The 12,401-nt window shown below is 68.2% G+C and carries 12 protein-coding genes and 1 pseudogene; 7 read left to right on the top strand and 6 right to left on the bottom strand.

From position 1 onward, the window contains the following. Positions 1–183: 183 nt before the first annotated feature. A complete protein-coding gene (locus ACFYTS_RS25745; protein ID WP_387307705.1) occupies positions 184–933 on the bottom strand; it encodes an SDR family oxidoreductase in 750 nt (249 codons plus the stop codon). An 84-nt stretch (positions 934–1,017) separates the two neighbouring features. Between ACFYTS_RS25745 and ACFYTS_RS25740 the strand changes: the two genes are divergently transcribed. Both ACFYTS_RS25740 and ACFYTS_RS25735 read left to right on the top strand, forming a co-directional pair. After that, positions 1,018–1,845: a helix-turn-helix transcriptional regulator gene (locus ACFYTS_RS25740; protein ID WP_357286516.1), complete on the top strand. Its 828-nt coding sequence runs from the start codon at positions 1,018–1,020 to the stop codon at positions 1,843–1,845. Positions 1,846–1,957: 112 nt separating this feature from the next. After that, on the top strand, positions 1,958–3,130 hold the full coding sequence (locus tag ACFYTS_RS25735; RefSeq protein WP_387307703.1) for an FAD-dependent monooxygenase: 1,173 nt from the start codon (positions 1,958–1,960) through the stop codon (positions 3,128–3,130). An 864-nt stretch (positions 3,131–3,994) separates the two neighbouring features. Here ACFYTS_RS25735 and ACFYTS_RS25730 read toward each other — a convergent pair. Further along, positions 3,995–4,099: pseudogene (locus ACFYTS_RS25730) on the bottom strand (helix-turn-helix domain-containing protein); the annotation flags it as partial. Between the two features lie 396 nt (positions 4,100–4,495). Here ACFYTS_RS25730 and cysD point away from each other — a divergent pair. From cysD to ACFYTS_RS25705, 5 genes are read left to right on the top strand one after another with little or no spacing between them, the layout of a single operon-like run. Then, the gene (cysD, locus tag ACFYTS_RS25725; protein WP_357094822.1) at positions 4,496–5,401 is read left to right on the top strand and encodes a sulfate adenylyltransferase subunit CysD; all 906 of its coding nucleotides are present in this window, start codon (positions 4,496–4,498) and stop codon (positions 5,399–5,401) included. Continuing rightward, positions 5,401–7,263 (top strand): adenylyl-sulfate kinase, encoded by a 1,863-nt coding sequence (gene cysC, locus ACFYTS_RS25720; protein WP_387307701.1) that lies wholly within the window; start codon positions 5,401–5,403, stop codon positions 7,261–7,263. The genes cysD and cysC overlap by 1 nt, the downstream gene beginning before the upstream one ends. Next, positions 7,263–8,459, top strand: a complete 1,197-nt coding sequence (locus ACFYTS_RS25715) for a hypothetical protein (protein ID WP_387307699.1) — start codon at positions 7,263–7,265, stop codon at positions 8,457–8,459. Before cysC ends, ACFYTS_RS25715 begins: the two co-directional genes overlap by 1 nt. Beyond that, positions 8,456–9,253 carry an SDR family oxidoreductase gene (locus ACFYTS_RS25710; protein ID WP_357286530.1) on the top strand — a complete coding sequence of 266 codons (798 nt, stop codon included), beginning with the start codon at positions 8,456–8,458 and terminating at the stop codon, positions 9,251–9,253. The genes ACFYTS_RS25715 and ACFYTS_RS25710 overlap by 4 nt, the downstream gene beginning before the upstream one ends. Positions 9,254–9,265: 12 nt before the next feature. Then, the gene (locus tag ACFYTS_RS25705) at positions 9,266–10,405 is read left to right on the top strand and encodes a sulfotransferase family protein (RefSeq protein ID WP_387307795.1); all 1,140 of its coding nucleotides are present in this window, start codon (positions 9,266–9,268) and stop codon (positions 10,403–10,405) included. Positions 10,406–10,456: 51 nt separating this feature from the next. On the opposite strand, the gene ACFYTS_RS25700 is transcribed toward ACFYTS_RS25705, so the two are convergent. The 4 genes from ACFYTS_RS25700 to ACFYTS_RS25685 form a co-directional block, all read right to left on the bottom strand. Beyond that, positions 10,457–10,939: a hypothetical protein gene (locus tag ACFYTS_RS25700; RefSeq protein WP_387307697.1), complete on the bottom strand. Its 483-nt coding sequence runs from the start codon at positions 10,937–10,939 to the stop codon at positions 10,457–10,459. Between the two features lie 44 nt (positions 10,940–10,983). After that, positions 10,984–11,451, bottom strand: a complete 468-nt coding sequence (locus ACFYTS_RS25695; RefSeq protein ID WP_387307695.1) for a hypothetical protein — start codon at positions 11,449–11,451, stop codon at positions 10,984–10,986. Between the two features lie 120 nt (positions 11,452–11,571). Beyond that, positions 11,572–11,721, bottom strand: coding sequence for a hypothetical protein (locus ACFYTS_RS25690; protein ID WP_387307693.1), 150 nt, complete (start codon positions 11,719–11,721; stop codon positions 11,572–11,574). Positions 11,722–11,918: 197 nt separating this feature from the next. Next, positions 11,919–12,317 (bottom strand): VOC family protein, encoded by a 399-nt coding sequence (locus tag ACFYTS_RS25685; RefSeq protein WP_357286541.1) that lies wholly within the window; start codon positions 12,315–12,317, stop codon positions 11,919–11,921. Positions 12,318–12,401: the final 84 nt, after the last annotated feature.

Here is a 12,401-nt window from a genome sequence, read left to right as displayed (position 1 = left end):
GCTGGTGACGGCGCCACTGATGACGGGCCTGACCGCGGCCCAGGCCGCACCGGCGACCAGGGCGACGCCTGGTTCATCCACCACTGCAAGCAACAGCACGAATGGTGGCTGCCGCGCTGCATGCGTGACCGCAACGATATGTGGCACCGCGGCGACCCGCCGTCGACCGGCAGCCGGTAGCGCTCACCAATCCAGGCGCGCGGACTCCTCGCTACCGAAGATGTGCCCCCAGAAGGTGCCCGTGGGTCCGTCCGCGGGCAGCGTCGCGAGGTACACGCTGGGTTCCGCGCCCTGTTCGGGGGTGCGGAAACCGCTGTGGCCGTTGAGATCCGTGGCGGTGTAGCCGGGGTTGGCGGCGTTCACCTTGATCGGGGTGTCCTTCAGTTCCTGCGCGTAGAGGACCGTCACCATGTTCACGGTGGTCTTGGACGCGGTGTAGGGGATCGCCGACGGCATCTGTGACAGCGGGCTGTCCGGATCGGTGCGCGCGGCCAGGGAGCCGACTTCGCTGGACACGTTGACGATTCGCGCGGCCTCCGCGCGCCGCAGCAGCGGAAGCAGCGCGTTGGTGACCGCGATGAGGCCGAAGACGTTGGTGTCGTACACGTGTCGCAGCGTGGCCAGGGTGCCCGAGGACGCCTTGCCGTCGCCTTCCAGGCCGCCGGTGATGGCCGCGTTGTTGACCAGCACGTCCAGCCTGCCGAACTCGGATTCGATGCGGGCGGCGGCGCGGGCGACGGAATCCTCGTCGGCGACGTCGATCTGGATGAAGTGGGCGTCCGCGCCCTCGGCCCGCAGCTTGTCCGTGGCGGCCTGCCTGAGTCCGGGGTCGCGCGCGCCGATCAGGATGGTCAGGCCGCGCGCGGCCAGCTGCCGGGCGGTCTCGTAGCCGATGCCCTTGTTGGCCCCGGTGATGAATGCCGTTTCGCTCATGCGAAAAGCTTCGCGCGGCAGCGGATTCCGAGGGAGGACCGGTTTGTACCACCCTGGACGGGAATACCGGCCCACACTGGAGCCATGGCTGACCGTAGCGAGCTCGCGGCCTTTCTCAAGGCCCGGCGCAACCGGCTCACACCCACCGATGTCGGACTGCCTCTGGGCCTCCACCGCCGCGCGCCCGGCCTGCGGCGCCAGGAGGTGGCGCAACTGGCCGGGATCTCGGTGGACTACTACATCCGGATGGAGCAGGCGCGCGGCGCGAAACCGTCCCGGCAGGTGCTGGCCGCGCTGTCCCGTGCGCTCATGCTGACCGTCGACGAACGCGAATACCTGTTCCGGATCGCGGGGGAGGCGCCGCCGGTGGCGGCGGGGCCGAACAAGACGGTGCCACAGGCCGTCCGGACCATCCTCGACGCGCTCGCCACCCCGGCCTACGTGGTCGACGCCACCTACGACGTGCTCGCCTGGAACCGCGCCGCCACCCCCTTCGTCGGCGACCTCGACACCGTCCCCGGCCACGAGCGCAACATGATCCGCTGGATGTTCCGCGAGGCCGCCGACCACCCGCAGTGGGCCGAGGCCGACACCCGCGACTTCGCCCGCGCCCTCATCGCCGACCTGCGCGCCGCCTACGCCCGGTACCCGGGACATCCGGCACTCGCCGCACTGGTCACCGAATTGCTGGGCACCTCACCCCGTTTCGCCGACATGTGGGGTGCACACGACGTGGAAGTGCGCCGCACCCACCGCAAACGCATCCGCCATCCGGAACTGGGCCCGCTGGACTTCCAATGCCAGGTACTGCACATCTCCGACACCGATCAGCGGGTGATCGTCTACTGCGCGACCCCGCACAGCCGCACGGCGGCCATCTTCCACTCCCTGTCCGCGGCGACCGACCGCTGAATGTTTGCCAACAATCGTTGGCCAACAAGTGTTGACATAGGGCTGACCGGGTCGTACCGTCTAATTCAACAGACGTTGGCCAACAAGTGTTGGCAGAGATTCGGGAGATGTCATGAACGCAGTGCCCGCTACCGCTCAGGTCGTCATCGTGGGTGCCGGTCCCGCCGGTATGACCGCTGGAATCGTGCTCGCCGACGCGGGCGTGGATGTGGTGCTGCTCGATCGGCTGGCCGAGGGGGCCAATACCTCGCGCGCCGTGGTGGTGCACGCTCGCACGCTGGAGGTGCTCGAGGAGTTCGGGGTCACCGCGCGGCTGCGGGAGCAGGGGCTCGTGGTGCCGAACTTCGTGATGCGCGACGGTGACTGGGCGCTGGCCCGGGTCTCCTTCGCGGGGCTGCCCACCGAATACCCCTACACCGTGATGATCGGTCAGGAATCGACCGAGGCGATTCTGCTGGCGCGGTTGGAGAAGGCGGGCGCGCAGGTGGTCCGGCACGCCGAGGTCACCGGGCTCACGCAGGAGGCGGACGGTGTCACCGTCGAATTCACCGATGCCGACGGGGTGGCGAATTCCGTTCGCGCGGACTGGGTCATCGGGGCGGACGGCATGCACAGCAAGGTGCGCGAGGCGGCCGGGATCGGTTTCACCGGCGCCACCTACCCCGAATCCTTCGTGCTCGCCGACGTCCGCATGACCTGGCCGGAGCCGCGTGACGAGGTCTGTCTGCAACTCTCGCCCGAGGGCGTCACCGTCATTGCCCCGCTGCCGGACGCGCGGCCCGACCGCTTCCGCATCGTCGCCACCGTCGCCGAAGCCCCCGAGCATCAGGATCTCGCCTACGTGCAGGCCCTGGTCGACGCCCGCCGCCCGGGCGCGCACGTGAAGGTCGAGGAGATCATCTGGAGCTCGCGCTTCCGCGTCCATCACCGCGTCGCCGACCACTACCGCGCCGGCCGGATCCTGCTGGCGGGCGACGCCGCTCACGTCCACAGCCCGGCGGGCGGCCAGGGCATGAACACCGGCATCCAGGACGCGGTCGTCCTCGGCCGCCTGCTGGCCGCCGTGGTCGCCGGCGCCCCCGCCTCGCTCCTCGACGACTACGAGAAGACCCGCCGCCCAGTCGCTCTCGGCGTCGTCGCCTTCACCGACCGGGTCACCCGCATGGCCACCCTCCGCGCTCGCCCCGCCCGCATGATCCGAAACCTGGTGATCAGCACCCTCGCCCGCATCCCCGCGTTCCGTTTCAAGCTGGCCTTCCAGCTCTCGGAACTCGTGAATCGCTGACTTCTGCAGTCCGACTCGACGGCCCGCACCGACCCGGTGTGGGCCGCTGTGTCGATCGCGCAAGGAGATCCGCGGCCCGACCTTTCAGCTGCGCAGGGAGGTGGTGACGGTGTCGGCGGCGGCGATGGTGGCGGCGGCCAGGTCGTGCAGGCCCGTGGCGGAGAGGTTGGTGTCGGGGCACGCGACGATGGAGGCGATGACGGGGCCGTCGGGGGAGAAGATGGGGGCGGCCACGGAGACTACGGCGTTCTGGTCGCCGAGTTCGTCGGGCAGGTAGTCGATGGTGATCAGGTCGGCGATCATCGCGCTGAGGCGGTGGCGCAGGGGGTCGGTGACGGGGGAGTGGCGTAGGGCGCCCAGCGCTTCCAGCATGGGGGCGGAGTCGTCGGCCAGGCGTTCGACGGAGTAGCCGCGGGAGGCGATGGCGTCGAGGACGGCGGCGAGGCGGTCGCGGTGGGCGGGGTCGGCGGCGGCCAGCCAGGCGGCGCGCTCGGATTCCGGTGCCCAGGCGACGAATTCGCGGCAGACCGGCGGGGCGAAGGGCATGCGGCGGGCCGGGCGGATCCAGGGGGCGGAGGGAGTGCCGAGAACCTCGGTGATGACGATCGTGTCCAGCGCGGCCTCGCCCGCCGCGGCCTGCGCGGGCTTTGCCGCCGCGGCGGTGCGGGAGCCGCCGTGGAACTCCCGCTCGGCCAGGAACACCGGTACGCCGCTGTCGGCGGCGAGGGTGTGCATCGCACCGAGGGCGAGGCTGCGGACGGGGAATGCGGTGTCGGCGCGGCGGGCCACGGCGACCAAACCCAGGCCGAGGCTGTAGTTGCCCTCCGGGTCGCGGACGGTCCAGGCGTCGGCGCACAGCTGGGTGAGCACGGCGTGCGCGGTGGCGCGGGACATGCCGGTGGCTCGGACGATCGCCGCCAGGGACAGGCGCTCGCCGGAATGCCGGGACAGCAGTTCGATCGCCTGCACGACGCGGTGGGTCGGGGGCGACGCGCAGGGTTCGGTCACCGTCGCGGGGGTGGAAGCCACTGGTGCGGTGGTGGATTCAGGCAAGTCGATTCCTGCAGGTGTCGGTCCCGCGGTGCGGGAGGGGCGCGCGGAAAGCGTATCGGTCGGTGTATCGGTCACTCACGGCGGAGTGACCCTGACCGGGCCGGTCCGGGCGGTGTCGCGGGCCGATCCCGGCTGGGCGGCGGCCGATTCCGGCGATGACGGTGCGCGCCAATTCGGGCGTGGGTATTGACCGTCGCCCGGTACCGACTTATCGTCGGTGTCACATTATCGAACAATAGCGTCGAATATTCGACACCGCAAGGGTTGGCAAGAACCCGGCCGGTTCGACAGACGCGGCGAATGGGACGAGAGATGCGCACGGGATATGAGCTGTCGCACCTGAACGCCTTGGAGGCGGAATCGGTGCACATCATTCGGGAGGTGGCGGCCACCTTCGAGCGGCCGGTGCTGTTGTTCTCCGGCGGTAAGGACTCGGCGGTCATGCTGGAACTGGCGCGGCGGGCGTTCTGGCCCGCGCCGCTGCCGTTCGCCCTGCTGCACATCGACACCGGGCGCAACTTCGACGAGGTCATCGACTTCCGGGACCGCACGGCGGCGCGGCTGGGCGCCCAGCTGCTGGTCGGCAAGGTGCAGGACGATATCGACGCGGGCCGGGTCACCGAGCGTCCGGGCGAGACCCGCAACCGGCTGCAGACCGCCACCCTGCTGCGCAGCATCCGGGAGCACCGCTTCGACGCGGTCTTCGGCGGCGCGCGGCGCGACGAGGAGAAGGCGCGCGCCAAGGAGCGGGTGTTCAGCTTCCGCGACGAGTACGGCGCGTGGGATCCGCGCGCGCAGCGGCCGGAGGTGTGGAACCTCTACAACGGGCGGCACCGGAAGGGCGAGCACATTCGTGTGTTCCCGCTGTCCAACTGGACCGAGCTCGATATCTGGGAGTACATCGACCAGGCCGAGGTGGAACTGCCGTCGCTGTACTACGCGCACCGCCGCACCGTGGTGGAGCGCGACGGAATGCTGCTGGCGGAGAACCGATTCCTGGAATTCGGCGCGGACGAGCGGCGATTCGAGGCGACCGTCCGGTTCCGCACCCTCGGCGACGCCGACTGCACGGGCTGTGTGGAATCCGGCGCGTCCAACCCGGTCGAGGTGATCGCCGAGACCGCCACCACCCGCCTGACCGAGCGCGGCGCCACCCGCGCCGACGACCGGATCTCCGAGTCCGGCATGGAAGATCGCAAGCGAGAGGGCTACTTCTGATGCGCCGCAACCTGTTACGGATCGCCACCGCCGGCAGTGTGGACGACGGCAAGTCGACCCTCATCGGGCGGCTGCTGTTCGACTCCAAGAGCCTGTTCAGCGATCAGCTCGACGCCATCGAGCGGGCCAGCCTCTCGCGCGGCGGCGACGGGCCCGACCTGTCGCTGGTCACCGACGGCCTGCGCGCCGAACGCGAGCAGGGCATCACCATCGACGTCGCCTACCGCTACTTCACCACGCCGCGACGCAAGTTCATCATCGCCGACACTCCCGGGCACGTGCAGTACACCCGGAACATGGTGACCGGCGCGTCCACCGCGGACCTGGCCCTGATCCTGGTCGACGCGCGCAAGGGCGTCTCCGAGCAGACCCGCCGCCACGCCTTCCTGTCCTCGCTGCTGGGCGTCGGGCACCTGGTGTTGTGCGTGAACAAGATGGACCTGGTCGACTGGTCCGAGCAGCGGTTCGAGGAGATCCGTTCGGAATTCGCGGATTTCGCCACCAAACTCGATGTCGGCGACCTGAGTTTCGTGCCGGTGTCGGCGCTGCACGGCGACAATGTGGTCGATTCCTCGGCCAACACCGCCGATTGGTATCCGGGGCCGCCGCTGCTGCGGCACCTGGAGGAAGTGCACGTCGCCTCCGACCGCAACCTGATCGACAACCGGCTGCCGGTGCAGTACGTGATCCGGCCGCACGGGGAGACCCAGCGCAGTTACGCGGGCACCGTGGCGGGCGGCATCTTCAAGCCCGGCGACGAGGTCGTGGTGCTGCCCTCGGGACGCACCAGCCACGTCAACCAGATCTGGGGGCCGGGCGGCGGCAAGGTGGACGAGGCGTTCACCGGTATGGCGGTCTCGCTCACCCTCGACGACGAGATCGACATCGGCCGTGGCGATATGCTCGCCCGGCCCGGCAACCAGCCGCACACCGATCGGGAGCTCGACGCCATGGTGTGCTGGTTCTCCGACGACACCGAACTGCGCGCGGGCAACTCGTACTCGATCCGGACCGCCACCCAGACCTCCAAGGTGGAGGTGACCGACCTCGACTACCGGCTCGACGTGAACACCCTGCACCGGCAGACCGACGCGGAATCGCTGGGGCTCAACGACATCGGTCGGCTCACCCTCGAGAGCCGGCAGGCGTTGCTGTTCGACCCCTACCGCGAGAACCGCGCCACCGGCAGCTTCATCCTCATCGACGAGACCACCAACCAGACGGTGGCCGCGGGCATGATCACCGGACGCTCCACCGGTGCGCCGAAGATCGGGCACAAGGCCTCGAACGTGGTGTGGCACAGCTCGGCGGTGGAGCGCGGGCAGCGGCTCAGCACCGGCGCGACCGTGTGGCTGACCGGGCTGTCGGGCTCCGGGAAGTCCACCATCGCAGTCGAACTGGAGCGCCAGCTCATCGCGTCCGGGCAGCCTGCCTATCTGCTCGACGGCGACAATCTGCGGCACGGGCTGAACAAGAACCTGGGCTTCACCGACGAGGACCGGCGCGAGAACATCCGCCGCGTCTCCGAGGTGGCGGCGCTGTTCGCGGACGCGGGCGTGGTCGCCATCGTCTCGCTGATCAGCCCGTTCCGGGCCGAACGCCGTGAGGCTCGAAAACTGCACGACGACAAGAACCTCCCGTTCCGGGAGATCTTCGTCGATACTCCGCTGGACGAATGCGAACTGCGGGACCCGAAGGGCCTGTACCGGAAGGCCCGCGCCGGGGAACTGCCCGAATTCACCGGTGTCAGCTCGCCCTACGAGCGGCCGGAGTTCGCCGACCTCACCATCACCCCCTCGGACGGGACGCCGGCCGAGATCGCCCATCGAATTCGAGAGACACTAGGGATCGCTGACAGCTGATGACAGACATCGACAAGGCCGACACGCCGCTTACGGAACCGTTCCTGGCGGCCGTCGCGGAGGCCGAGAAGCTCATCGCCGGTGCGGATTTCATCCGCGACCCGCACGACCTGGCCGAGGGATACGACTATTTGCAGGCCGGTATCGCCGCGGTGCTGCAATTGTCCCGGGCGCACGGCACCTCGCACCCGTACCTGGTCACCGCGACCGGGCCCTACACCAAGATGGGCCTGGATAATCCGGACACGCTGTACTACAGCGCCAATATCGAGCCGGGTGCGGAATACCTGCTCACCGGCGTGCGCGGCAGCACCGTCGACCTGAGTTTCCAGGTACTCAAGGGCGATTACACCGCCTCCGATGTGCCCAACGGCGACGACGCGTTCGACGACCGGCGGCTCGAGATCAATGCGGACGGCAGCTACCAGTTGCGTTTCGGGCCGCCCAAGGAGAACCCGGAGCCGAACTACTTCGTGCTCGCCGAGGGCGCGTCCATGCTGGCCGTGCGCGAGGTATACGGCGACTGGAACGCCGAGCGCAAGGGCACCATTCGCATCGAACGGGTGGACACCATCGGCACCGCGCCGGTCGAAGCGGGCGTGGAACAGCTGCGCAAGCGGTACCGGGCGGCCGGGCGCATGCTGCTGACCCGGGTGCACACCTGGTTCAATTTCCCGAAGTGGTTCTACCTGAACCTGCCGGTCAACACGCTGACCGAACCGCGGCTCACGCCGGGCGGGCTGAGCACCCAGTACTCCTCGGTCGGGCACTTCGAGCTCGAGGACGATCAGGCGCTGATCATCACCGTGCCGAAATCCGATGCGCCGTATCAGGGATTCCAGCTGGGCAGCCGCTGGTACATCTCCCTCGACTACGTCAACCACCAGACCTCGCTGAATCACCGGCAGGCGCAGGTGGATCCGGACGGGATGATCCGCATGGTCGTGTCGGCGCGGAATCCGGGCGTCGCCAACTGGATCGAGACGACCGGGCGCAAGCTGGGAATTCTCCAGTTCCGCTGGCAGCGGGTCTCGCGGGCGATGACGCCCGAGGACGGGCCGACCATCGAACTGGTGCCCTTCGACAAGGTGGCGGAGAGCCTGCCGCACCATGAACTCAATCGAATCGACGAGGCCGGCTGGCGTGAGCGGATCGCCGCACGCCAGCGCGCCTTCGCGGAAAGGATGCTGGGATGAGCCGTCTGAAGACCGGACTGCTGGACGGCAAGGTCGTCGTGGTCAGCGGAATCGGCCCCGGACTGGGCCGTTCCATCGCGTTGGAGGCCGCCGCGGCCGGCGCCAAGGTGGTGCTGGCGGCGCGCACCGAATCGCGGTTGAAGGAGGTCGCCGACGAGATCGCGGCCGAGGGTGGTGCGGAAACCCTGTGCGTGCCCACCGATATCACCGATGAGGCGACCGTCGAGAACCTCGCCAAGCAGACCATCGAGACGTTCGGCCGGGTCGACGCGCTGGTGAACAACGCGTTCAAGGTGCCGTCGATGAAGCCGCTGGCGCGCACCGACTTCGAGCAGATCCGCGAGAGCGTGGACCTGACCGTGCTCGGCAATCTGCGGATGACGCAGGCGTTCACGCCCGGGCTGGCCGAGACCAAGGGGTCGATCGTCATGGTCAACTCCATGGTGCTGCGGCACAGCGAACCTCGCTACGGCAGCTACAAGATCGCCAAGGCGGCGCTGCTGGCCATGTCCCAGACCCTGGCGACCGAGCTGGGGGAGAAGGGCATTCGCGTCAACAGCGTGCTGCCCGGCTACATCTGGACCGACCAGCTCAAGTGGTACTTCGCGGAGATCGCCAAGAAGTACGGCATCACCGAGGAGCAGGTCTACCAGCAGACCGCCTCCAAGTCCGACCTGAAGCGGCTGCCGCTGCCCGACGAGATCGCGCAGACCATCGTCTACCTGACCTCGCCGTTCGCGAACGCCGTCACCGGGCAGACGATCGATGTCAACTGCGGCGAATACCACGTCTGAGCAAGGAGTTTCATCACCATGACCGGACGTACCAACGTCGGCACCGTCGAGGATCTGCACGCCTCGGCCACCAAGGTCTGCGGGCTCACCGACTTCGGGTCCGACGACCACCACGAGGCTCTGGGCGTGCTGCTGGACTCCTACCAGCGCGACGCGGGCCTCACCGAGATCGGCTCCAAGATGAGCCGCTACTTCCTGCGCGGCGCGCTCGTCGCCCGCGCGCTGAGCGAAGCCTCCTGGAAGGCGAACCCGGCGTACGCCGAAACCAAGATCACCCGGCCGATTTTCGTCACCGGCCTGCCCCGCACCGGCACCACCGCCCTGCACCGTCTGCTCGCCGCCGACCCGCAGCACCAGGCCCTGGAAATGTGGCTCGCCGACTTCCCGCAGCCGCGGCCGCCCCGCGACACCTGGGCCGACAACCCCGTCTACCAGGCCGTCGACAAGGGCTTCGCCCAGCACCGGATCGAGAATCCGGAATTCATGGGCGTGCACTACATGACCGCCGCCGAGGTGGAGGAGTGCTGGCAGCTGCTGCGCCAGACGGTGAAATCCATCTCCTACGAATCGCTGGCCTACCTGCCGACGTACTCGCAGTGGCTGCGCAAGCAGGACTGGACCGACGCCTATACCCGGCACAAGCAGAACCTGCAGCTGATCGGGCTCGGCGACGAACGGCGCTGGGTTCTCAAGAACCCCAGCCACTTGTTCGCGCTGGACGCGCTGATGAAGGTGTACCCGGACGCGCTGATCATTCAGACCCACCGCGACCCGGTCACCATCGTGGGCTCCTCGTGCAGCCTGTCCGAGCAGGCGACCGCGGGCTGGTCCACCACGTTCGTGGGCGAGAAGATCGGTTCGTCCCAGCTGGAGCTGTGGTCGCGCGGCCTGCGCGAGTTCAACACCGCGCGTGCTCGCTACAACCCGGATCAGTTCCTGGACATCGAATTCGACGAACTGCGCGCGGACCCGTTCGCCACCGTCGAGAAGATCTACTCGAAGTTCGGGTTGGACTACACCGACTCGGCGCGGTCCTCCATGACCACGCTCGACGAGGAGAGCAAGTCCGGCGACCGCAAGCCGGTCCACAAGTACTCCCTCGCCGACTACGGCCTCACCGAAGACCAGGTCCGGGCCGAATTCGAGCTCTGACCCGAGACAAGCCGCGGGCCGGACACGCTGTCGTGTCCGGCCCGCGGTGTCTCAGAGGCCGATGGCGGCGCTGCCGGTGCCGCTGCCCGTGGTGAGCAACTGCGACAGCTTGTCGCATCCGGTCGGAGTGGGCGGGGTCTTCGGTGTGGTGCCGGCCTGCGGGGGCTCCATGTCCACGGTGATGGACTTCGTCGTCTGGCCGTCGTCGGCGGTCAGGACGTGGCGGCCCGCGGTGGTCGGGACCCAGGTCATTCCCGCCATCGGGGTGTAGCCGGGCACCGAGTCCGTGCGGGTGCCTCCGATGCACACACCGTTGTCGGAGAAGATCACCCAGCGCGCTCCGGCCCCCTTCACGGTGGTCGCGTACAGGAGGTAATCGGTACCCGCATAGCGGGGGTAATTCGCGGTACCGACCCAGAATGTCTCAACATCGGCAGACGCGGTGGGGGCGCCGAAGGTGAGAGCCGCCAGACTCATGGCCAGTCCGGCTGTGCCCCAACCGATTCGGCGGCCGTAGTTGGTTTGTGTTGTCATTGTTCTCCTGGCATGGGGCCCGGGCGGCGTGCTCGTTCGGCGGTTTAGCCGCTGCCGGAGTTGAGGAAGCGCTCCAGCGGACTGCAACCGCTGGGTTGGGCGGGTGTTGCGGGAACGGTTCCCGCGGGTGTGGCCAGGACGTCGACCTCGAACGTCTTGCTGGTCCGGCTGTCGGCGGCGGTGAGGACGTGGTGGCCCACCGTCGCCGGGACCCAGTTCAGTTTTGCGACCATATTGACGGAATCGACATTGTTGACCGGCTTCGACCGCATGCCGCCGAGGCACTGGCCGTTGTCGGACAAGGTCACCCATCGCGGCCCTTCCGTCGGCGCGGTTGTGGAGACCAGTTGGTAGGAGCCTCCGACGTAATACGTTTGACCGGTGGGATAGATAGCGAGGGTGTGGACATCGGCGGACGCGGTGGGCGCGCCGACTGCGACGACGGCCATAGTGACGGCCAGTCCTGTTGTGGCCCAGCCGATTCTGTGGCCGAGGCGGGTACGCGTGGTCATCGTTCTCCTGGTTCGGATCCCGAGCTCCGGGGTCGCCGAACGCTACCGTTCGCAACGAGTGAAACGTGGTGATTTCGGTATCTGGGTCTGCCCCGAATTGCCGGGGGTTGCCCTCGGCATTCAGCCTTTGCGGCGCAGCGTGCGGTCGTAATCCTCGAAGCGAGCCTTGGTGATCACCGAGCGGTCCGGTGTGCGGAGCGCGATGCCCTCCGGCCCGCATCGGAGCGTCCGCTCGTGCCCATGGATCTCGACGAGTTCTGTGCTTGTCACTGGCACCGCAGCCCAGCGGAGTCCGCTCACGACCCCCGGCCGCGCGCCCTGCCTACATCGCGCGACTCTCGCCACCAGGCGCACCATAATCCCGCAACCCGCGCGATCCGCCGGCAATGCGCGCGGTTAGCTGAAGATCAACGGCCCCGGGTCATCTCGGGGCCGCCGTCGTGTCCGCCCGCACCGACGAGCGGACATCAACCGGCGAACTTCGCGGCGGCCTGCGCGGTGACCGGGGTGAAGAGGTTGATCAGGTTGCCGTCGGGATCGCGAAACAGCAACGACCGGTTCCCCCACGGCATCGTCGTGGGCTCGTTGACGAAATCCTCGACCGTATCTCGCAACCGCCGGTAATCGGCATCGACGTCGGGGACCAGGAATTCGATGATCGCCGTGTGATTGTCGGCTGGGTGCGCGCTGCCCGCGGCGAACAGCGCCACGGTGCGGGTGCTTCCGATCGCGAGGGTGCCGGCCGGCGTGACGATTTCGGCGAAATCCGGTGTAGCCCAGTTCGCTTCGATGCCGGTCACGTGCTGATAGAAACTGGCCAGCCGCTGGATGTCGTCAGTGATCAGACGGATCGAGACGAGCTTCATGGTGTGCTCCTGCTGTCGGATGAGGCGGAGGTTCCACCGCCGCACGCCACGGTAGAGCCAATACCGGACAGTTTCCGCCCGGTA

The organism is Nocardia sp. NPDC004151 (assembly GCF_042874235.1).
GTDB lineage: Bacteria > Actinomycetota > Actinomycetes > Mycobacteriales > Mycobacteriaceae > Nocardia.
Note: the sequence above shows the minus strand (reverse complement) of the source record. Positions and strands in the feature narration are given on the sequence as shown.

Bases quoted from the DNA above. Each gene is read 5' to 3' on its own strand.
- ACFYTS_RS25745 (WP_387307705.1), bottom strand. From the start codon at position 933: ATGAGCGAAACGGCATTCATCACCGGGGCCAACAAGGGCATCGGCTAC.
- ACFYTS_RS25740 (WP_357286516.1), top strand. From the start codon at position 1,018: ATGGCTGACCGTAGCGAGCTCGCGGCCTTTCTCAAGGCCCGGCGCAAC.
- ACFYTS_RS25735 (WP_387307703.1), top strand. From the start codon at position 1,958: ATGAACGCAGTGCCCGCTACCGCTCAGGTCGTCATCGTGGGTGCCGGT.
- cysD (WP_357094822.1), top strand. From the start codon at position 4,496: ATGCGCACGGGATATGAGCTGTCGCACCTGAACGCCTTGGAGGCGGAA.
- cysC (WP_387307701.1), top strand. From the start codon at position 5,401: ATGCGCCGCAACCTGTTACGGATCGCCACCGCCGGCAGTGTGGACGAC.
- ACFYTS_RS25715 (WP_387307699.1), top strand. From the start codon at position 7,263: ATGACAGACATCGACAAGGCCGACACGCCGCTTACGGAACCGTTCCTG.
- ACFYTS_RS25710 (WP_357286530.1), top strand. From the start codon at position 8,456: ATGAGCCGTCTGAAGACCGGACTGCTGGACGGCAAGGTCGTCGTGGTC.
- ACFYTS_RS25700 (WP_387307697.1), bottom strand. From the start codon at position 10,939: ATGACAACACAAACCAACTACGGCCGCCGAATCGGTTGGGGCACAGCC.
- ACFYTS_RS25695 (WP_387307695.1), bottom strand. From the start codon at position 11,451: ATGACCACGCGTACCCGCCTCGGCCACAGAATCGGCTGGGCCACAACA.
- ACFYTS_RS25685 (WP_357286541.1), bottom strand. From the start codon at position 12,317: ATGAAGCTCGTCTCGATCCGTCTGATCACTGACGACATCCAGCGGCTG.